The following is a 19499-nucleotide window of genomic DNA, read 5'->3' as shown; positions in this document are numbered from 1 at the left end:
ACCATTCAGTTCGGAGACCGCATCTCCGTCAATTGAAGTCCGACCCGTTTACACAAAAATTCGGACACGCCCCTCGGCCAGCCTGCGTTCGCCCGGCTCCATGCGCATGCGCCGAGGGACGGAATCAACGTCGCCATGCCCCTCACCTACTCCACTTGTTTCACCCAGAAACACTTTATAGGCAGCGAAGCTGAAACCCAGCTGACGTAAACCCCCGGTGCGGCGGGGATTCATCCACAGGAACGGCCTGGTGGATTGATAGTCAAAATGGCCGCTAACGCTTATGCAGCAAGCGCGAGCAGCTATCAATAGTGCACTGATTGTTCCTTGCCAGCAGTAAGGGACCTGCCTAGCGGCCAGGCAAGGAGGTAACCGCCCCGTCCACCGCCAGCTCCCGGCTGCCCGGCGGGCAGGGCTGGTCGGTGTAGGTCACCTGACCGCCCTGGACGCATTTGCGCGGCTGGGCGATGGGCTCCGATGCCGCGCCCGCCGCGCCCTGGGCTGCGGGCGCCCGCTTGCCCTGCGGCAGGGTGTCGGGGCCGGGGCGGGTGGCCTTGCGCCATAGCTGCGCGGCCCAGGGGCCGGCGTGGGGCGTCCACTGGTCGGCGGTCCACCAGGCCGCCACGCCGCCCGCGATAGCGGCGGCGGCCAAGCCGCCCCAGAAGATGCGCTCGCCCCGGCTCAGCATGGGCTTCAGCCCAGGTGCTGCCCCAGCACGCCGGCCAGTTCGAACATGCCGATGCTGTCCTTGCCGAAGACGGCGCGCAGCTTGTCGTCGGCGAGGATGGTGCGCTTGTCCTTGGGGTCCTGCAGGTTGTGGGCCTTGATGTATTCCCACATCTTCTTGACGGCCTCGGGGCGGGCCACTGGTTCGGCGCCGATCACGGCGGCGAGTTGCGCGCTGGGCGCCTTGCCGGCGGCGGGCTTGCGCGTGGCAGTCTTCTTGGCTGCGGGCTTGGCGGCTTTTTTGGCAGCAGCGCTTGCCTTGCCTGCGCTGGCAGCTCCTGTTTTCGCAGCAGCGGCGGTCTTGCGCGGGGGGTATTTGGATTCGCGCTGCTCGAACTCGAAGTTGACCTTGCCGGCCGCCGCGTCCCAGGCCAGGAAGGCCTTGAAGGGGCGGCGCGTGCGGTTGGAGATGAACTTGTCGAGCAGGTCGGTCTTGCCCGTCTCCAGCAGCTTCCTCATCTGCGCGGGTTCCACGGGCTGCTGCAGGATGATCTTGCCGCTCTTGAAGTTGCAGCTCGGCGTGGGCTGCTGCGCGGTGGGCACGGCCTTGGCGCAGACGTAGTTGCCGCCGTGCTCGTAGACGGGGGCGCCGCAGACGGGGCAGCTTCCTAAGCTTTCCTGGCCGGTGAAATCGACGATCTCGCCCGATTCCTCGTTCTGGTCGTCGCCGAAGTCGAATTCGAGCTTGTAGTTGCCCGCTTCCTCGTCGCGCGCGATGGTGACTTCGGCCGTGAAGGGCCAGCCGGCCTTGGAGCGGAAGCCCTCCAGCGGGCCGATGCGGCGCTCGCGCAGGAGCTGCTCGGCCTCGGTGGTCTCAAACGTGCGCCCGGCGGGCGACTTGGTGAACGAGAAGCCGCAGCCTTCGCCGTTGCCGCCCGCGCCGGTGCAGGCGTAGCGGCGGTAGTTTTCCTTGACCACGCCGCCGCAGTTGGGGCAAGGCGCGGAAAGCGTCGCGTAGTCGCCGGGCACGGTGTCGCGGTCGTATTCCTTGGCTTTCTTGACCAGTTTCTCGGTCATGGCCTGGATCTGCTGCATGAAGGCTTCGCGGCTCAGTTGCCCCTTTTCCATCTGCGCGAGCTTGTATTCCCATTCGCCCGTCAGGTCGGCGCGGCAGAGTTCTTCCACCTGCAGGCCGCGCAGCAGCGTCATGAGCTGGAACGCCTTGGCGGTGGGGATCAGCTCGCGGCCTTCGCGCAGCATGTACTTTTCGGTGAGCAGCCCTTCGATGATGGCCGCGCGCGTGGCGGGGGTGCCCAGGCCTTTTTCCTGCATGGCGCTGCGCAGTTCCTCGTCCTCCACCTGCTTGCCCGCGCTTTCCATGGCGCCGAGCAGCGTGGCTTCGGAATAGCGCGCGGGAGGCTTGGTCTTGAGCGACTTGACCTCGGCGAATTCGGTGTGCGTCATCTCGCCGGGCTTCACGGCCACCAGCGGCTGGCCCTTGTCGCCGGCCTTGCCGTCTTCGACCTCGTTGGCCGCTTCCTTGCCGTAGATGGCGAGCCAGCCAGGCTTGACGAGCACCTTGCCCTCGGTCTTGAACGAGTGGCCCACGACCTGGCTGATGCGCGTGGTGACCATGTATTCGGCGCTGGGGAAGAACACGGCCATGAAGCGGCGCACGACGAGGTCGTAGAGCTTCTGCTCGGCATCCGACAGGCCACTGGGCGCCTGCGTGGTGGGAATGATGGCGAAGTGGTCGCTGACCTTGCTGTTGTCGAAGATGCGCTTGGAGGGGCGCACGTAGTTGTCGTCGAGCGCCTGCTGCGCGTAGGGCGCAAGGTGGCGCATGCCGCTGGTGGCCAGCATGCCGAAGGTGTTCCTGGCCACGGGCAAATAGTCTTCAGGCAGCGCGCGCGAGTCGGTACGCGGGTAGGTCAGGGCCTTGTGGCGCTCGTACAGGCTTTGCGCCAGCGCCAGCGTGGTCTTGGCGGAGAAGCCGAACTTGCCATTGGCCTCGCGCTGCAGGCTGGTCAGGTCGAACAGCAGGGGCGAGGCCTGCGTGGTGGGCTTGCTTTCCTCGGTGACGGTGGCGGCCTTGCCGCGCACGGCGTGGGCGATGTCCTCGGCCTCGCGCAGGTTCCACACGCGGTCGGCGCGGCCTTCGGGGTCGTCGGTCTTCTTCCACTTCGGATCGAACCACTTGCCCAGGTATTCGCCCGCCTCGGCGTGGAAGCCCGCATGGACTTCCCAGTAGTCGCGGCTGACGAACTTGCGGATCTTTTCCTCGCGCTCCACCACCAGCGAGAGCGTGGGCGTCTGCACGCGGCCCACGGTGGTGAGGAAGAAGCCGCCGTCGCGCGAGTTGAACGCCGTCATGGCCCGCGTGCCGTTGATGCCGACGAGCCAGTCGGCCTCGCTGCGGCTGCGCGCGGCGTGGGCCAGGCCCTGCATCTGCTGGTCGCTGCGCAGGTGCGCGAAGCCGTCGCGGATGGCCTGGGGCGTCATGCTCTGCAGCCACAGGCGCTTGACGGGCTTGCCCAGGGGCTTGGCGCCGCCCGCGTACTGCTCGATGAGGCGGAAGATCAGCTCGCCCTCGCGCCCCGCGTCGCAGGCGTTCACGAGGTCGGTCACGTCCTTGCGCTTGGCGAGCTTGACGACGGCGTTCAGGCGGCCCTTGGTCTTGTCCACGGGCTTCAGGTCGAAATACGGCGGGATCACCGGCAGGTGGGCGAAGCTCCACTTGCCGCGCTTCACGTCGAATTCCTCCGGTGCCTGGATCTCCACCAGGTGGCCCACGGCGCTGGTGACGACGTACTGCTCGTTCTCGAAATACTCGTCGTGCTTGTCGAACTTGCCCGCCACGGGCGTGAGGGCGCGCACGATGTCCTGCGCCACCGAGGGCTTTTCTGCGATTACCAGGGTCTTGGTCATTTTCTTGTGGGTCGATCTCGCCTGTCACGGCGCTTCTACAATCCGCTTCTCACGCGCGCACGCGCACGCATGTGTGTGCATATTCAAACTAACAGAGTTTCCCCATGCCCCGCCGCACCGCTCCGCCCGCCGTTCCCACCGCAGCCCCCGGCCGGCGCATCCAGGCGCGGCGCTCGGGCGTGCATGGCAAGGGCGTATTCGCCGTGCAGGACATCGCCGAGGGCGAGGTGGTCATCGAGTACACGGGCGAGGTCATCAGCTGGCAGGAAGCCCAGGACCGGCACCCGCACGACCCCGCGCAGCCCAACCACACCTTCTACTTCCACGTGGATGAAGACCGCGTGATCGACGCAAAGTTCGGCGGCAACTCCGCGCGCTGGATCAACCACAGCTGCGACCCCAACTGCTTCGCCGACGAGCAGGACGGCCGCATCTTCATCACCGCGCTGCGCAACATCCGCGCGGGCGAGGAGCTGAACTACGACTACGGCCTGATCATCGAGGAGCGCTACACCCCGAAGCTCAAGGCCGAATACCCGTGCTGGTGCGGCAGCGAGAACTGCCGGGGCACGCTGCTGGCGCCCAAGCGCGGCTGGCGGCCGCCCCTGCCCGGCCCGAAGGGAGGCCGCGCATGAACGCCGCCGCGCACTGGCCGGCAGAGGCGCTGTGGGAGGCCATCGCGCCGCTGCTGCCCGGCTTCACGGTGGAGGTGCTGCCCTCCATCGACTCCACCAGCACCGAGCTCATGCGCCGCGCGCGCGCCGGGCGCATGGAGCCCACGCTGCTCATCGCCGAGGAGCAGACCGCCGGGCGCGGCCGCCTGGGCCGCCAGTGGCTCACCGGCGCCTACGAGGGCACGGGCGTGGTGCCGGCCCTCACCTTCTCGCTGGGGCTGCCCCTGGCGCCGCGCGAATGGTCGGGCCTGTCGCTCGCCGTGGGCGTGAGCGTGGCCGAAAGCCTGCAGCCCGTGCTGCCCGCCGCCGGCAGCGGCAAGCCGCGCATCCTGCTCAAGTGGCCCAACGACCTGTGGCTGGACGATGGCCGCAAGCTCGGCGGCATCCTGGTGGAGACGGCCAGCTTCGCTGCCACGCCCGGCGAGCCGCGCTACGTCGTCATCGGCATCGGCCTGAACGTGCTGCCCGTGCTCGCCCAGGATCTGTCCACCCCGCCCGCCTGCCTGCGCGAGGTGGACTCCAGCCTCAACGCCGCCAGCAGCCTGCAGCGCCTGGCGCTGCCGCTGGTGCAGACGCTGCTGGGCTTCGCCGAGCACGGCTTCGCGCCCTTCCAGGCGCGCTTTGCGCAGCGCGACCTGCTGCTGGGCCGCGGCGTCACCTTGAGCAACGGCCAGCACGGCACGGCCCACGGCGTGAGCGAAGACGGCGCGCTGCTGGTGCACACGGCCGGCGGCATGCAGGCCGTCACCAGCGCAGACATCAGCGTGCGCCCCACGCCGGCCTGAACATGCTGCGCCTCGCCGTCCTCGTCCTGCTGCTGGCCAACGCCGGGTACTACGCCTGGTCGCAAGGCCTGCTGCGCGGCTGGGGCCTGGGGCCCGAGAGCGAGTCCGAACCGCAGCGCATGGAGCAGCAGATCGCGCCGGACAACCTGCGCATCGTGCCACCCGCGCGCCGGGAAACGCCCCCGGCCCCGCCCGCGAGCGCCCCCGCTGCCCCGGCCAGCCCGGCCGCGGCGGCCTCCGCCGAGCCCCTGGCCTGCCTGCAGGCCGGCGTGTTCGACGCCCGCCAGGCCGACGCCCTGCGCGCCGCCCTGGCCCCGTGGCCCGAGGGCAGCTGGGCGATGGAGGCCACGCCCATCACGGGCCGCTGGATGGTCTACATGGGCCGCTTCGCCGACGAGGAGACGGTGGCCAAGAAGCGCGCCGAGCTGCGCGCGCTCAAGATCGGCTACGACCGCCCGGGCGCCGCGCTGGAGCCCGGCCTGTCGCTGGGGCGGTTTTCCACCGAGGAGGCCGCCCAGCGCGGCTTGGGCCAACTGGCCAGCCAGGGCGTGCGCACCGCCCGCGTGGTGCAGGAGCGGGCCGACGCGCCCGGCTACACGCTGCGCCTGCCTGCCGTGGGCGACGCGCTGCGCCCGCGGCTCGACGCGCTGCAGCCGGCCTTGGCGGGCAAGACGCTGCGCGCCTGCGGTTAAGAGCCAAATCAGCCTCCGGCGCTTGCTGGACAAGCGCAGGCAGCTATCGATACGGAAGCATCAGCCGCGCGGGTCGATGGCGAGCAGCAGCTCCACCAGCGCCTGCAAGTCGCGCTGCAGCCGCGCGAAGCCCTCCGGCAGGATCTCCAGCGTCTGCTCGTCCATGTAGAGCTTGCGGTTGATCTCGATCTGGATGCCGTGGCGGTGCCGTGCCGGATCGCCGTAGCGGCGCACCAGTTCCACCCCCTTGTAGGGGTGGTTGTAGTCCACGCGGTAGCCCCGCGCGCGCAGGAAGTCGCAGACCACGCGCGAGAGCGCCGGGTCGGCCGTGGTGCCGTCGCGGTCGCCGATCACGAAGTCCGCATGGTGCAGGCCGGGGTGCAGGGTGGCGTGGCTGGCGGCCACGGCGGGCATGGAGTGGCAGTTGATGTGGATGCTGTAGCCGTGCCGCGCGTGGGCCGCGTCGATCTCGGCCGCCACGGCCGCGTGGTAGGGGCGCCAGCAGCGCTCAATGCGCGCACGCACCTCTTCCACGGCGAGCCGGCGGTCGTAGATGGGCTCGCCCTCGTCGGTGAACTTCCAGACCAGGCCCTTGCCCAGGCGCACCTTCTGCAGCACGACAGGGTCGGTGGTCACGGGGTCGGGCCAGGGGGCGTCGAGCAGGGTCTCGTCCAGCTCGGTGGTGTCGCGGTTGGCGTCCAGGTAGATGCGCGGGAAGTGCGCCTCCACCCAGCCCACGCCCAGGCCGGGCGCGAAGGCATAGAGCTTTTCGACGTGCGTGTCCTCGGCGCGCCGCAGCACGGGCAAGGCCAGCGCGGAGCGGAAGTCCTCGGGATAGACGGTGCCGCTGTGCGGCGAATCCAGCACCAGGGGCGTGCGCCCTGGGATATGGGTCAGCATGGCTTGCATGGGCAGATGCTCAGAATTCGATCGACCCTGATTCTGGCGCAAGCAGCTCCCGGCGCACCCTCTCGGTTTCACGCACAGCCGTGCGAAAAGCCCTGCCCCTGCCCGCGCGACGGGGCGGGCAGGCAGGTCTCGCGCGTCAGCCCTTGAGGGGACATGCGCTCTTTTCGAGCGGCTCGAACGCCTGGTCCCGGGGAATGACCCGCAGGATCTTGAGCAGGTCCCACTCGCCCTTCGACTCCGCGGGCTTCTTCGCCTCGGCCAGGTACATGTCGTGCAGCATGAGACCGTTGGCGAGGATGCGCCCGTCCTTGGCGAAGAAGTCGTTGACGGGCGTCGCGCGCATTTTCTCCATGACCTTGTCGGCCTCTACCGTACCCGCGGCCTGCACCGCCTTCAGGTAGTGCATGACGGCGGAGTACATGCCCGCCTGGACCATCGTGGGCATCATCTTGGTCTGCCCGTAGAACTTCTTGCCGAACGCGCGCGTCTCGTCGTTGTAGTCCCAGTAGAACGCCGTGGTGAACTGCAGGCCCTACGAGGCGTTCAGGCCCATGCCCTTGAGGTCGCTGTCGAAGATCAGCAGCGGCGCCACCACCTGCTTGCCGCTGCCGAAGCCGAACTACCGGGCCTGGCGCACGGCGTTCTGGGTGTCGCGCCCCGCGTTGGCCAGCCCGATCACCTGCGCCTTCGACGCCTGGGCCTGCAGCAGGAACGAGGCGAAGTCGGAGGCCGACAGCGGGTGGCGGATCTTGCCCAGCACCTTGCCGCCGGACGCCTCGACGACGCTGGCCGCGTTCGCCTCGAGCGCATGGCCGAACGCATAGTCGGCGGTGATGAAGAACCAGTCCTTCTTGCCCTCGTCCACGATGGCGCGGGCGGTGCCGTTGGCCAGCGCGTAGGTGTTGTAGACGTAGTGGATGCCATAGGGCGAGCACTGCTTGCCCGTGAGCTCGGTCGTGGCCGAGCCCGCGAAGATGCTGATCTTCTTCTTGCTCTCGCCCAGCTTCTGCAGCGCCAGGGCCGAAGCCGAGTCGGTGGATTCGATGATCATCTCGACGTTCTGCCGGTCGAGCCATTCGCGGGCGCGGGTCGAGGTGATGTCCACCTTGTTCTGGTAGTCCGTGCTCAGGACCTCGATGGGGCGGCCCAGCACCGTCCCCCCGAAATCCTGGACCGCCATCTTCACGGCGGTGACGCCACCCGGGCCGCCGGCCTGCCCAAGGGCGTGATGCACAGCGACAACACCCTGCTGGCCAACGGCCGCGCGCTGGCCGCCGACTGGGGGCACACGGCGGACAGCGTCGTGCTCTCGCTCAGCCCCATGAGCCACCACATCGGCACCGTGGCGCTGGAGCGGGTGCTGGTGACCGGCGCCACCTACATGATGGGCGTGCCCACGCACGCGATGGACATCCTCCAGGAAGTGCGCGAGCGCAGCCTCACCGCCCTGGGCGCGGTGCGCACCTTCTACATGGCGGGCGCGCCCATCCCCCGCGAGGTCGCGCAGAAGTTCGTCTTCCGCGCAACCAACGCCACGCTGCCGTCGCCCGCGCTCGGCGTGGACAATCCGCTGCTGGACCACTGAACCCGCAGGCTGGGATCAAGCCGAATTGGCCTTCAGCGCCCGCCCATCAAGCGCGAGCAGCTCTCATTCAAGGAGCATCCGAGCGCGCCGCGAAGCGCACGCTGAAGCGCGCGCCGGGCATGGCCGCGCCCGGGTGAACGTCTTCCAGCAACACCTCCACGTCGTGCTGGCGCGCGATCTCGCGCACGATGGGCAGGCCCAGGCCGGAGCCGTCGGCGTCGGTGCCCAGGGCGCGGTAGAAGGGCTGGAAGACCAACTCGCGCTCGGCCTCGGGCACACCCGGGCCGGTGTCCTCGACCTGCAGCAGCACCACGCGGCCGAAGGTGTCGGGCAGCACGCGCGTGGTGACCATGGCGGGGTTGCTGCCGTTGGAGGGGGTGTAGTTGATGGCGTTGTCCAGCAGGTTGCGCACCAGCTCCTTGAGCAGGGTGGGGTTGCCGTCCACCCACACGCCGCGTGCGCCGGGCTCCGCGCCGTCGTAGCCCAGGTCGATCTGCCGCTCCATCGCGCGGGGCACGCTGTCGCGCACCACCTCGATGACCAGGCGTGCCAGGTCCAGCGGCTGGCGCTGCACCACGGCGCTACCGCCCTCGGCGCGCGCCAGCGCCAGGAGCTGGTTGACGGTGTGGGTGGCGCGCACGGACGAGCGGCCGATCTGCTTGAGCGACTGCTTGAGCTCGTCGGTGCTGGTGCCCTCGCGCTGCGCCAGGTCGGCCTGCATGCGCAGGCCGGCCAGCGGGGTCTTGAGCTGGTGCGCGGCGTCGGCCAGGAAGCGCTTTTGCGTGGCCATGGATTCGTGCAGGCGGCGCAGCAGGTCGTTGACCGAGTCCACCAGCGGCGCCACCTCCATGGGCACGGCCTTGTGGTCCAGCGGCGAGAGGTCGTCGGGCTTGCGCGCGCGGATGCGCTCCTCCAGCTGGTGCAGCGGCTTGATGCCGCGCGCCAGCGCCAGCCACACCAGCAGCACGGCCAGCGGCAGGATGACGAACTGCGGCAGCATCACCCCTTTGATGATTTCGGTGGCGAGCACGCTGCGCTTGGAGCGCGTCTCGGCCACCTGCACCAGTGCCGCGGGGGCATCGGGCAGCGGCACGCGCACCCAGATATAGGCCACGCGGATGTCCACACCGCGCAGCTCGGCGTCGCGCAGCCGCACCTCGCCGGAGAAGGTGCGCTCCTCGGGCGGAGGCGGCGGCAGGTCGCGCTCGCCCGAGAGGTAGGCGCCCGTGGGCGAGAGCACCTGGTAGTAGACGATGTCCGACTCGTCGGCGCGCAGGATCTCGCTGGCCGGCTGCGGCAGGTTGAACTGCACCTTGCCGCCCTGCACGGTGACGAGCTGGGCCAGCGCGTGGGCGTTGTATTCGAGCGCGCGGTCGAAGGGCTTGTTGGCCAGGCCCTGGGCCACCAGCCAGGTCAGCGCCAGGCTCACCGGCCACAGCAGCAGCAGCGGCGTGAGCATCCAGTCGAGGATTTCGCCGAAGAGGGAGCGCTGCTCGCGCTGGAAGATTTTCAAGGGTTTAGAGCGTGCTATGCACTTTTACGTGCCCGCGAAAGCCGGGGAGAGGCCCGGCAACTAGGCGCAAAGGGCGCCGCGGTATGGATACCGCAAGCGCTTTGCAACGACGTGGCCGGGCCTCTCCCCGGCTTTCCCGAAGGGTTGACCCCAGAAGCAGGCGCTCGCCGCGTTGCAGCGCTTGCCAAGGCAGCAGCCTTGGCGGCGCGCTGCGCCTTGCGATCACCTGCTTCTGGGGCCAACGCGGGTACGTAAAAGTGCATAGCACGCTCTAGGCCTCCAGCGCTTATATGACAAGCGCCAGCAGCTATGAATTAATGAGCATCAACCCGGGATCTTTTCCAGGCAATAGCCCAGCCCGCGCACGGTGGCGATGCGGATCGGCCCGCGCTCAATCTTCTTGCGCAGGCGGTGGATGTAGACCTCGATGGCGTTGTTGCTCACCTCCTCGCCCCACTCGCACAGGCGCTCGACGAGCTGCTCTTTGCTCACCAGGCGGCCGGCGCGCTGCAGCAGCACCTCCAGCAGGCCCAGCTCGCGCGCGGACAGCTCGACCATCTTGCCGTCGATGGTGGCCACGCGCCCGGCCTGGTCGTACACCAGCGGCCCGTGGCGGATCGCGCTGCTCGCGCCGCCCATGCCGCGGCGCGTGAGGGCGCGCACGCGCGCCTCCAGCTCGGAGAGCGCGAACGGCTTGGCCATGTAGTCGTCGGCCCCGAAGTCCAGGCCCTTGACGCGCTCCTCCACGCTGTCGGCCGCCGTGAGGATCAGCACCGGCAGCGACGAGCCGCGCCCGCGCAGGCGCTTGAGCACCTCCAGCCCGTGCAGCTTGGGCAGGCCCAGGTCGAGGATGAGCAGGTCGAACTCGTTGTTGGTCATGAGCGCAGCATCGACCTCGGTGCCGCTGGACACATGGTCCACCACCGCGCCCGAGCCGCGCAGCGAGCGCAGCAGGCCGTCGGCCAGCACCTGGTCGTCTTCGGCGATGAGGATGCGCATGGCGGGGTGTCTCCTGGTTATGGGCGCGGCGGGCACGCCTTGCTGTCCCTCAAATTCTAGGGCGTGTCATCCATCAAATCCCCCACGCGCTGGCCCCGCAATGGGGATGGATGCGCGAAGCGCGGCGCAGCCAATAGCCGCAGCTATTGGCAAGCCGTGCGACAAAGCAGACGCCCCATTGCGGGGCCAGCCCGCAGGGAGGGGCATGCGGGCGGCGCATTGCGTCGTTGCGGCTCGCTTGTGTAGCAGAGCTACACGGCACTCACCGCTGCCATAGCACTGCACCGCCCGCATGCCCCTCGCGTGAGGGATTTGATGGATGGCACGCCCTAGGCCGTGTCCCCACCCGCATAGGCCTCCAGCCCGAGCGCCGCCACGGTGGCCACCTCCGCGCCCACCTCGGCGCGGAACTCGGCCTCCGCCTGCGCCACCGCGGCGCGGAAGGCGGCCAGCCAGGCCAGCCCCATGGGCGTGAAGCGCACGATGCGCGCGCGGGCGTCGTGCGGGTCCGCCTCGCGCGTGACCAGCCCCCAGGCCTCGCATTGCTGGACCAGGTCGGCCATGGACTGCTTGGCCATGCCGGCGCGCTCGGCCAGGTCGGTGACGCGGTCGCCGCGCAGCGACAGGTGGCGCGTGATGTGGATGTGCGCCGCGCTCACCTGGTCGCGCGCCGCCAGGTTGGACAGGGCCAGCGGCACCTCCGCGCTGCGCGCCATGAGCTGCAGCACGCGGGCGTCGAAACGGCGCATGGCATGACCCAGCAGCCGGCCCAGGTGTGTCTGGCGCCAGCGGTCGTCGGGCAGTGGGGTGTCGTCCATGGCCAATTGTCAGCCAAACTGTCTAAAAAATCATTGGAATTAAAAATACCCGCCCCTAAACTACTGTTCAGGCATACAGACTGTCATTCAATCCAGACAAGGAGCACTCCATGGACGCAAACGCCAACACCGAAAAAGCCAAGGCCCTGGCCGCGGCCCTGGCCCAGATCGAGAAGCAGTTCGGCAAGGGCACGATCATGCGCCTGGGCGAGGGCGAGCAGATCGAGGACATCCAGGTCGTCTCCACCGGCTCGCTGGGCCTGGACGTGGCCCTGGGCGTGGGCGGCCTGCCGCGCGGCCGGGTGGTCGAGATCTACGGCCCCGAATCCTCGGGCAAGACCACGCTCACGCTGCAGGTCGTGGCGGAGATGCAAAAGCAAGGCGGCACCTGCGCCTTCATCGACGCCGAACACGCGCTAGACACCAGCTACGCCCAGAAGCTCGGCGTGAACCTCAACGACGTGCTCATCAGCCAGCCCGACACCGGCGAACAGGCGCTGGAGATCGTGGACAGCCTCGTGCGCTCCGGCGCCGTGGACCTGATCGTCATCGACTCCGTCGCCGCCCTCGTGCCCAAGGCCGAAATCGAAGGAGAGATGGGCGACGCCCTGCCCGGCCTGCAAGCCCGCCTGATGAGCCAGGCGCTGCGCAAGCTCACCGCCACCATCAAGAAGACCAACTGCATGGTCATCTTCATCAACCAGATCCGCATGAAGATCGGCGTGATGTTCGGCAGCCCCGAGACCACCACCGGCGGCAACGCACTCAAGTTCTACGCCAGCGTGCGCCTGGACATCCGCCGCATCGGCACCATCAAGAAGGGCGACGAAGCCATCGGCAACGAGACCAAGGTGAAGGTGGTCAAGAACAAGGTCTCGCCCCCGTTCAAGACGGCCGAGTTCGACATCCTCTTCGGCGAAGGCATCTCGCGCGAGGGGGAGATCATCGACATGGGCGTGGAGGCGCGCATCATCGAGAAGAGCGGCGCCTGGTACGCCTACAACGGCGAGAAGATCGGCCAGGGCCGCGACAACACGCGCGAATTCCTGCGCGAGAACCCTGCCCTCGCCCGCGAGATCGAGAACAAGGTGCGCGAAGGCCTGGGCGTGGCCCTGCTGCCCGCGGCGGCCCCTGCCGCCACGAGCGATGCCCCGCCCCCCGCCGAGAAGCCCACCCGGGGCAAGAAGGCCGAGAAAGCCGAAGAGGCCTGAAATCCGGCACAGCGCTTGGCAGGCAAGCGTAGGCAGTTATCAAGCCAATAGCACATGGGTTTCGCCCGGCTCTCGCTCAAGGCCCGCGCGCTGCGCCTGCTGGCGCAGCGCGAGCACTCGCGCAGCGAACTGCAGGCCAAGCTGGCGCGCCACGTGGAGGAAGGCGATGATCTTCCCGCGCTGCTGGATGCACTGGAAGCGCAGGGCCTCGTCAGCGCCCAGCGCGTGGCCGAATCCGTGGTGCACCAGCGCGCCGCGCGCTTCGGTGCCCGGCGCGTGGCGCAGGAGCTGCGCGCCAAGGGCCTGGATGAAGACCTGGTGCGCGCCACGGCGGCGCAGTTGGCCGGCACCGAGCTGGAACGCGCCCGCGCCGTGTGGTGCCAGCGCTTCGGGAGCGCACCGCCACCCGCCACACCCCAGGAGCGCGCGCGCCAGATGCGCTTTCTGGCCGCGCGCGGGTTCGCAGCCGAGGTGGTGTGCCGAGTGGTGCGCGGCGGCGATGAAGAATTCGAATGAAATCAGGCTCTAGCGCTTATACAAAAAGCGTTAGCAGCTCTTATTTCAAGAGCGTCTATCCCAGCAATCTTTCGGGATTGGCGTCCAGCTTGGTCAGCGCGTCGCGTGTGGCCCGCAGCGTGAGGCTTTCCTCCTCCTGCGCCACCAGCAGGCCGGCCTGCAGGTAGGCGCCCAGGCGCCGCAGCTGGATCAGGTAGCTGCTGCCGTCCATGGCGGCGAACAGGTGCAGCTGCTTGCGCTCGCTGTGCCAGACATACTGCACCTGGGCCGAGGCGCCGCTGTGGTCCAGCGTGAACCACGTGCCGCACGGCAGTTCCTGCGCCCAGGCCACCATCTCCTCCTGCACGGGCGCGCCGTTGTCGGCGATCACGTGGATGGACGAGGCGTCGATGCCCAGCAGCATCTCGATGTTGTCGGCGTTCAGGGGCATGTCGCCCATGGCCTCGTCGCCGATGTAGTCCTCCAGGTTCGCCAGGCGCCGGGCCATGGCGTCGATGTGGGCTTGCGGAATGGCAGCGGTCTTGGAGAGGAAGGCGTCGGCCAGCGTGTCGGTCAGACCCTTGATCAGCACGTCCTGCTCCTGGCCCGCCACGCCAATCAGCGCCAGGCCCTGGCGCAGGCTCTGCAGCAGCGCCGGCAGGCTCTGGATGACCTGGGCGCGGTCGGCGCGGTTGGGCTTGGCGCTGGCGGCCCACACCAGGTCGGCCGCGGCGCGCTTGTAGGCCACGGTGTCGGCGTGCTGCGCCCCGTTGCGCACGGCGGACATGGCCAGCACCTCGGCCCAGGTCTTGAAGAGGAATTCGCGGATCTCGTCGCGCACCGGCATGTCCTTGAGCATGGTGCGCATCTCGATCGTGTACTGGATGGCCAGCGTTTCCTTCTGCTCCACCTGCTGGGCCACGCTGACGATGCGCGAGGTGCCCTGCTTCTCGGTCAGGAATTTGGCGAGGAATTTCTCGAACTCGCCCAGCACCAGCTCGAACACGCGCCGCCCGGTCTCGGGGTACTGCTCGATCACCTGCACGATGCGGCGGATCTCGGCCTCCAGCGCGCTGCCGTTGATGCTGCTCGCGTCGAAGCCCAGCACGCAGGCGCCCATGCGGTCGATGAGCTGGCGCGCGGGGTGGGTCAGGTTGCTGAAGAATTCGGGCTCGGCCAGCGCCACGCGCAGCACCGGCACCTGCAGCCGTGCCACCCACACGCGCACCGAGGGCGGGATACGGTCCTCGCTCAGAATGCTCTGGAACATCAGCGCCACCACCTCGATGATGGCCTTCTCGCTGGCCGTACTGGCCTTCTTCTTGAATTCCGCCGAGCGCTCGCGCACCACGTTGGCCACCTGTACCACGGCCTGCGGGCTGTAGTCCTGCACCAGGGTGGCCATGCCGCTGTAGTAGGTGTCGGCCTGCACGCGGTGGGCCGCCAGCGCGTGCGCCAGCGCGGCGGACGCGGGCGGCGCCTTGACCATGTCGTAGCCGGTGGTCGGCTGGGTAAGCAGGCGGCGCAGCTGCACCATCACGCCCTGGGCGCGCTGGCGCGCCCGCACGAGCGGGTTGCCGAAGGCCATGCCTGGGCGCGCACCCGGCAGGGGGGCATGGAAGCCCGTGGACGGTGCCACCATCGTGGGCTGGAACGCGGCCTGGCGCGCCATGGCCTCGCGCGACTGCTGCAGCGCCTGCGAGGCGAGCCCCGCCGGCTCGGGGGCGCCAGTGGAAGGGCCCTTCGCGGCCAGCGCACCCGGCCCGCTGCCCGGGCCTGTGGCGGCGGGGCGGCGCACGCGTGCGCGCAGGTCGTCGGATGCCGCCACCCCGTGTTCGTCGTACAGCTTGACCAGCCCCTGGTAGTGCCCCAGCGCCAGCACCGCCAGCTCGCGCTGCAGCGGATCGAGCACGAACTGCAGGTCGCTGCGCTGCAGGCCTGTCTCCAGCCACTGCTCCACGAGCCGCAGGCAGAGGGTTTCGGGGCGCAGGATGTCGCGGCTGTCGAGCTCGTGGCCTTCCAGGTGCTCGGTGCGCTTGCGCGCCTCGTCGAAGGGGTTGCCCACGTGCTCCAGCACGGTGAGCGCCATGCGCGAGGCGAGGATCTTGTTCTCGACCACGTCGTCGCTGAGCAGCTCCAGCCCGCCCGAGGCCAGCGCGCCGCGCGAGGTGGTGGTGGGCGGCGCCAGGTTCTCGCGCCAGGCGCGGCCGGTGCGCTCCACCCAGCCCTTGTGGTGAGCCTGGTAGCTCATCCAGGCATCGCGGCGCAGCTGCATGTCGCGCTGCGTGCCCGGCTGGCCCATGAGCTCGGTCAGGAAATCCTGGATCTTCTTGTCCAGCGCAGGCAGGCTGGCGCACAGGCCGTCCACGAACCGCTGGCGCGCCAGGTGGGCAAGCCGCCGGTGGGCAAGGGGGGAAGGCTGGGGATCCATGGGACCTCGATATTAGCCGCAGCCCGTATGCAGCGGCGCATCCGCCGCCCGCGTCAGAGCGTGTTTATGGCCTTTTCATGGCGCCCGTTGCCCCGCAAAGGCAGCAGCTGCAAGGCGCCCACCGCAAGCCACACTGGCGTGCGGCGAGGATGGGGAACGCAGCAGATGCTGCCTTTGCGGGGCAACCCTTCGGGCAAGGCAGCAGGCAGCCGCACTCGTCGTTGCCCTCCTTGTCCAGGCCACCGGCATGGCCTGCGAAGGGCGCCTAGATTGCGGCTGCCTGCTGCCTTGCGGGCGCCATGAAAAGGCCACAAACACGCTCTTACACCACCGCGCCGGCGTTCGGATCGCCCGGGTCGCCTTCCTTACGCGTGCCGGTCTTGACCAGGTCCTCGCGCTTGACGCCCAGCCACATGGCAATGGCCGCGGCCACGAACACCGAGGAGTAGATGCCGAACAGGATGCCGATGGTCAGCGCCAGCGCGAAGTAGTGCAGGCTGGGGCCGCCGAAGAAGAACATCGAGAGCACCATGGCCTCGGTCGAGGCGTGGGTGATGATGGTGCGGCTCATGGTCGAGGTGATGGCGTGGTCGATCACCCCGGGCGTGGAGAGCTTGCGGAATTTGCGGAAGGCCTCGCGGATCCGGTCGAAGATCACCACCGATTCGTTGACCGAGTAGCCCAGCACGGCCAGCACGCCGGCCAGCACCGACAGCGAGAACTCCCACTGGAAGAACGCGAAGAAGCCCAGGATGATGACCACGTCGTGCAGGTTGGCGATCACCGCCGCCACGCCGAACTTCCACTCGAAGCGGAAGGCCAGGTAGACCACGATGCCCAGCACCACCATGCCCAGCGCCATCAGGCCGCCGTGCACCAGCTCCTCGCCGACCTGCGGGCCGACGAATTCGGTGCGCCGTAGCGCCACTTCGGGGTCGGCGGCCTTGAGCGCAGTCAGCACCTGCTCGCTCTGCTGCGCCGAGGTCACGCCCTTCTGCACGGGCAGGCGGATCATCACGTCGCGCGAGGTGCCGAAGTTCTGCACCGTCACGTCGGCGTAGCCCAGGGACGAGACCGTGTCGCGCACCTTGCCGATGTCGGCGGTCTGGGTGTAGGCGACTTCCATGACGGTGCCGCCCGTGAATTCGACCGACAGATGCAGCCCCCGCGTGACGAGGAAGAACACGGCCAGCGCGAAGGTGATGAAGGAGATCGCGTTGAGGACCAACGCGTACTTCATGAAGGGAATGTCCTTGCGGATGCGGAAGAATTCCATGACCGTCTTTCCTTACTGAGCCTTGCCGGCCACGGAGCGCATTTCGGATGCGTCCTCGGGCTTCCACACCTGTCCGATGGACACGCTCTTGAGCTTCTTCTTGCGGCCGTACCAGAGGTTGACCAGGCCACGCGAGAAGAACACGGCCGAGAACATGCTGGTCAGGATGCCGATGCAGTGCACCACCGCAAAGCCGCGCACCGGGCCCGAGCCGAAGGCCAGCAGCGCCAGGCCCGCGATGAGGGTGGTGACGTTGGAGTCCAGGATGGTGGCCCAGGCGCGCTCATAGCCCGCCGCAATGGCCGCCTGCGGCGAGGCGCCGCCGCGCAGCTCCTCGCGGATGCGCTCGTTGATCAGCACGTTGGAGTCGATGGCCACGCCCAGCGCCAGCGCCATGGCGGCGATGCCGGGCAGCGTCAGCGTGGCCTGCAGCATCGACAGGATGGCGATGAGCAGCAGCACGTTCACGCCCAGCGCCACGGTGGAGAACACGCCGAACAGCATGTAATACACGCACATGAAGGCCGCGATGGCCGCCATGCCCCAGACCACGGAGTGGATGCCGCGCTCGATGTTGTCGGCGCCCAGGCTGGGGCCGATGGTGTATTCCTCGATGATCTCCATGGGCGCGGCCAGCGAGCCTGCGCGCAGCAGCAGGGCCGTGTCGTTGGCTTCCATGGTGGTCATGCGGCCGGAGATCTGCACGCGGCCGCCGCCGATCTCGGAGCGGATCACGGGCGCGGTGACCACCTCGCCCTTGCCCTTCTCGAACAGCACGATGGCCATGCGCTTGCCCACGTTGTCGCGCGTGATGTCCTTGAAGATGCGCGAGCCCTTGGCGTCCAGCGTCAGGTTGACGGTGGGCTCCTGCGTCTGGCCGTCGAAGCCGGGCTGGGCGTCGGTGAGGTTCTCGCCGGTCAGCACGACCTGCTTCTTGACGATCACGGCCTGGCCGTTGCGGTCCAGGTACTTCTCGGAGCCGAACGGCACGGGGCCGCTGCCCATCTCGGCGGCGCGGGCCTCGGTGCCCTCGTCCACCATGCGCACTTCCAGCGTGGCGGTGCGGCCCAGGATGTCCTTGGCCTTGGCCGTGTCCTGCACGCCGGGCAGCTGCACGACGATGCGGTCCAGGCCCTGCTGCTGGATCACGGGCTCGGCCACGCCGAGTTCGTTGATCCGGTTGTGCAGCGTGGTGATGTTCTGCTTGAGCGCCTGCTCCTGCACCTTGCGCAGCGCCTCGGGCTTGATGGAGGCGCGCAGGCGCATGCCGTCGCCGTCGGGGCTGCTCGTGGCCTGCAGGTCGGGGAACTGGTCGGCGATCAGGTTGCGCGCGGCGGTGAGCATGGCCTCGTCGCGCACGCGGATGTCCACCGCCTGACCGTCGCGGCCGATGCCGCCGTGGCGGATGTTCTTTTCGCGCAGCGCGGTGCGCAGGTCGCCCGCGTACGACTCGGCCTTCTTGGTGAGGGCCGCCTGCATGTCCACCTGCAGCATGAAGTGCACACCGCCGCGCAGGTCCAGGCCCAGGTACATGGGACGCGCATGCAGCGCGGTGAGCCAGTCGGGCGAGCGCGACACGAGGTTGAGCGCGACGATGTAGGGCGGGTCGGACGGGTCCGGAATCAGCGCCTTCTCGATCGCGTCCTTGGCCTTGAGCTGGGTATCGGGCGTGTCGAAGCGCGCGCGCACGGAGTTGCCGTCGAACACCACCGAGTCCGACACCACGCCCGCGCCCTGCAGCGCTTCCTCGACGCGCTTTTGCACCGCGGTGTCGACCTTGATCGTGGCCTTGGCGGACGACACCTGCACGGCAGGCGCCTCGCCGAAGAAATTGGGCAGGGTGTACAGGGCCCCGATGAGCAACACGATCACCAGGATCGCGTATTTCCAGACCGGATAACGGTTCATGATCGCGCTTTTTCTACAACGGCGGGCCTGTGCGGCCCAGGAGGGCAGTTACTTGACCGTGCCCTTGGGCAGCACCTGGGCGACGGCGCTGCGCTGCACTTGCACTTCCACGCCGTTGGCGATCTCCAGGTGCAGGTAGCCTTCGGACAGGCGCGTCACGGTGCCCAGGATGCCGCCGGCGGTGGCCACCTCGTCGCCCTTGGCCAGGGCCTCGATCATGGCGCGGTGCTCCTTCTGGCGCTTCATCTGGGGACGGATCATGATGAAGTACAGCACCACGAACATCAGCACCAGCGGGAGCATGCCGGTGAGCGAGGCCATCATGCCGCCCTCGGCGGCAGCGGCGGGAGCGGTCTGTGCAAAGGCAGGGGAAATCAACACGGGAAGGACTCCACGAAGAGGTGGGAATAGGAATATCCGCCAGGGGCACCGGGGCCTGCGGGCGGCGAGCCGGCCATTGTATGCGGCGGGCCGACGGACGGGTCTGCCCCGGCGCTGCGCGCACCCGGGGAGCGGGTGGCGCGACATGGGGAACAAAAAGGCTCTGTCACAAATCTGTGTTGGTAGTATGTGGGCCAACGCGTTGACGGAGTGGGTTTGCCATGCGGA

Annotated in this window: 16 protein-coding genes and 1 pseudogene; 6 read left to right on the top strand and 11 right to left on the bottom strand. The window is 68.6% G+C overall.

Annotated features, from left to right (window positions below):
- Positions 1-349: 349 nt before the first annotated feature.
- Together AVS7_RS15495 and AVS7_RS15490 are read right to left on the bottom strand one after the other, a co-directional pair.
- Positions 350-688 (bottom strand): DUF4124 domain-containing protein, encoded by a 339-nt coding sequence (locus AVS7_RS15495; RefSeq protein ID WP_020229249.1) that lies wholly within the window; start codon positions 686-688, stop codon positions 350-352.
- 5 nt (positions 689-693) lie between these two features.
- Positions 694-3594: a DNA topoisomerase III gene (locus tag AVS7_RS15490; RefSeq protein ID WP_020229248.1), complete on the bottom strand. Its 2901-nt coding sequence runs from the start codon at positions 3592-3594 to the stop codon at positions 694-696.
- Between the two features lie 104 nt (positions 3595-3698).
- Between AVS7_RS15490 and AVS7_RS15485 the strand changes: the two genes are divergently transcribed.
- The 3 genes from AVS7_RS15485 to AVS7_RS15475 are packed head-to-tail and all read left to right on the top strand — an operon-like array spanning position 3699 to position 5745.
- Entirely contained in the window at positions 3699-4229 is a 531-nt protein-coding gene (locus AVS7_RS15485) for an SET domain-containing protein (RefSeq protein ID WP_020229247.1), read from the top strand.
- A complete protein-coding gene (locus AVS7_RS15480; RefSeq protein WP_020229246.1) occupies positions 4226-5053 on the top strand; it encodes a biotin--[acetyl-CoA-carboxylase] ligase in 828 nt (275 codons plus the stop codon). Before AVS7_RS15485 ends, AVS7_RS15480 begins: the two co-directional genes overlap by 4 nt.
- A 2-nt stretch (positions 5054-5055) precedes the next feature.
- The gene (locus AVS7_RS15475) at positions 5056-5745 is read left to right on the top strand and encodes an SPOR domain-containing protein (protein ID WP_020229245.1); all 690 of its coding nucleotides are present in this window, start codon (positions 5056-5058) and stop codon (positions 5743-5745) included.
- 60 nt (positions 5746-5805) lie between these two features.
- Here AVS7_RS15475 and AVS7_RS15470 read toward each other — a convergent pair whose 3' ends face one another.
- Positions 5806-6654, bottom strand: a complete 849-nt coding sequence (locus AVS7_RS15470) for an N-formylglutamate amidohydrolase (RefSeq protein ID WP_020229244.1) — start codon at positions 6652-6654, stop codon at positions 5806-5808.
- A gap of 136 nt (positions 6655-6790) precedes the next feature.
- A pseudogene (locus tag AVS7_RS24485) lies at positions 6791-7834 on the bottom strand (ABC transporter substrate-binding protein).
- 48 nt (positions 7835-7882) lie between these two features.
- On the opposite strand from AVS7_RS24485, the gene AVS7_RS23895 reads away from it, so the two are divergent.
- On the top strand, positions 7883-8239 hold the full coding sequence (locus tag AVS7_RS23895; protein ID WP_020229241.1) for a hypothetical protein: 357 nt from the start codon (positions 7883-7885) through the stop codon (positions 8237-8239).
- Between the two features lie 67 nt (positions 8240-8306).
- On the opposite strand, the gene AVS7_RS15455 is transcribed toward AVS7_RS23895, so the two are convergent.
- The 3 genes from AVS7_RS15455 to AVS7_RS15445 all read right to left on the bottom strand — a co-directional run bounded on the left by AVS7_RS15455 (position 8307) and on the right by AVS7_RS15445 (position 11569).
- Complete coding sequence (locus AVS7_RS15455; protein ID WP_020229240.1) at positions 8307-9752, bottom strand: sensor histidine kinase; 1446 nt, start codon at positions 9750-9752, stop codon at positions 8307-8309.
- A 324-nt stretch (positions 9753-10076) separates the two neighbouring features.
- A complete protein-coding gene (locus AVS7_RS15450) occupies positions 10077-10751 on the bottom strand; it encodes a response regulator transcription factor (RefSeq protein ID WP_020229239.1) in 675 nt (224 codons plus the stop codon).
- A gap of 329 nt (positions 10752-11080) precedes the next feature.
- Positions 11081-11569, bottom strand: coding sequence for a MarR family winged helix-turn-helix transcriptional regulator (locus AVS7_RS15445; RefSeq protein WP_020229238.1), 489 nt, complete (start codon positions 11567-11569; stop codon positions 11081-11083).
- Between the two features lie 110 nt (positions 11570-11679).
- Here AVS7_RS15445 and recA point away from each other — a divergent pair, with 110 nt between their 5' ends.
- Together recA and recX are read left to right on the top strand one after the other, a co-directional pair.
- Positions 11680-12780, top strand: a complete 1101-nt coding sequence (gene recA / locus AVS7_RS15440; protein WP_020229237.1) for a recombinase RecA — start codon at positions 11680-11682, stop codon at positions 12778-12780.
- A gap of 54 nt (positions 12781-12834) precedes the next feature.
- Complete coding sequence (gene recX, locus AVS7_RS15435) at positions 12835-13296, top strand: recombination regulator RecX (protein WP_020229236.1); 462 nt, start codon at positions 12835-12837, stop codon at positions 13294-13296.
- Positions 13297-13351: 55 nt separating this feature from the next.
- Here recX and AVS7_RS15430 read toward each other — a convergent pair whose 3' ends face one another.
- From AVS7_RS15430 to yajC, 4 genes are all read right to left on the bottom strand, one after another.
- Positions 13352-15706, bottom strand: coding sequence for a DUF1631 family protein (locus AVS7_RS15430; protein WP_020229235.1), 2355 nt, complete (start codon positions 15704-15706; stop codon positions 13352-13354).
- 322 nt (positions 15707-16028) lie between these two features.
- Positions 16029-16982, bottom strand: a complete 954-nt coding sequence (secF, locus tag AVS7_RS15425) for a protein translocase subunit SecF (RefSeq protein ID WP_020229234.1) — start codon at positions 16980-16982, stop codon at positions 16029-16031.
- A 12-nt stretch (positions 16983-16994) separates the two neighbouring features.
- Complete coding sequence (gene secD / locus AVS7_RS15420) at positions 16995-18890, bottom strand: protein translocase subunit SecD (protein ID WP_020229233.1); 1896 nt, start codon at positions 18888-18890, stop codon at positions 16995-16997.
- A 48-nt stretch (positions 18891-18938) separates the two neighbouring features.
- On the bottom strand, positions 18939-19271 hold the full coding sequence (yajC, locus tag AVS7_RS15415; RefSeq protein ID WP_024001654.1) for a preprotein translocase subunit YajC: 333 nt from the start codon (positions 19269-19271) through the stop codon (positions 18939-18941).
- Positions 19272-19499: the final 228 nt, after the last annotated feature.

It is taken from the genome of Acidovorax sp. MR-S7 (assembly GCF_000400995.2).
Taxonomy (GTDB): domain Bacteria; phylum Pseudomonadota; class Gammaproteobacteria; order Burkholderiales; family Burkholderiaceae_C; genus MR-S7.
Note: the sequence above shows the minus strand (reverse complement) of the source record. Positions and strands in the feature narration are given on the sequence as shown.

Coding starts and splice junctions, on each gene's coding strand:
- AVS7_RS15495 (WP_020229249.1), bottom strand. CDS start 688: ATGCTGAGCCGGGGCGAGCGCATCTTCTGGGGCGGCTTGGCCGCCGCC.
- AVS7_RS15490 (WP_020229248.1), bottom strand. CDS start 3,594: ATGACCAAGACCCTGGTAATCGCAGAAAAGCCCTCGGTGGCGCAGGAC.
- AVS7_RS15485 (WP_020229247.1), top strand. CDS start 3,699: ATGCCCCGCCGCACCGCTCCGCCCGCCGTTCCCACCGCAGCCCCCGGC.
- AVS7_RS15480 (WP_020229246.1), top strand. CDS start 4,226: ATGAACGCCGCCGCGCACTGGCCGGCAGAGGCGCTGTGGGAGGCCATC.
- AVS7_RS15475 (WP_020229245.1), top strand. CDS start 5,056: ATGCTGCGCCTCGCCGTCCTCGTCCTGCTGCTGGCCAACGCCGGGTAC.
- AVS7_RS15470 (WP_020229244.1), bottom strand. CDS start 6,654: ATGCAAGCCATGCTGACCCATATCCCAGGGCGCACGCCCCTGGTGCTG.
- AVS7_RS23895 (WP_020229241.1), top strand. CDS start 7,883: ATGCACAGCGACAACACCCTGCTGGCCAACGGCCGCGCGCTGGCCGCC.
- AVS7_RS15450 (WP_020229239.1), bottom strand. CDS start 10,751: ATGCGCATCCTCATCGCCGAAGACGACCAGGTGCTGGCCGACGGCCTG.
- AVS7_RS15445 (WP_020229238.1), bottom strand. CDS start 11,569: ATGGACGACACCCCACTGCCCGACGACCGCTGGCGCCAGACACACCTG.
- recA (WP_020229237.1), top strand. CDS start 11,680: ATGGACGCAAACGCCAACACCGAAAAAGCCAAGGCCCTGGCCGCGGCC.
- recX (WP_020229236.1), top strand. CDS start 12,835: ATGGGTTTCGCCCGGCTCTCGCTCAAGGCCCGCGCGCTGCGCCTGCTG.
- AVS7_RS15430 (WP_020229235.1), bottom strand. CDS start 15,706: ATGGATCCCCAGCCTTCCCCCCTTGCCCACCGGCGGCTTGCCCACCTG.
- secF (WP_020229234.1), bottom strand. CDS start 16,982: ATGGAATTCTTCCGCATCCGCAAGGACATTCCCTTCATGAAGTACGCG.
- secD (WP_020229233.1), bottom strand. CDS start 18,890: ATGAACCGTTATCCGGTCTGGAAATACGCGATCCTGGTGATCGTGTTG.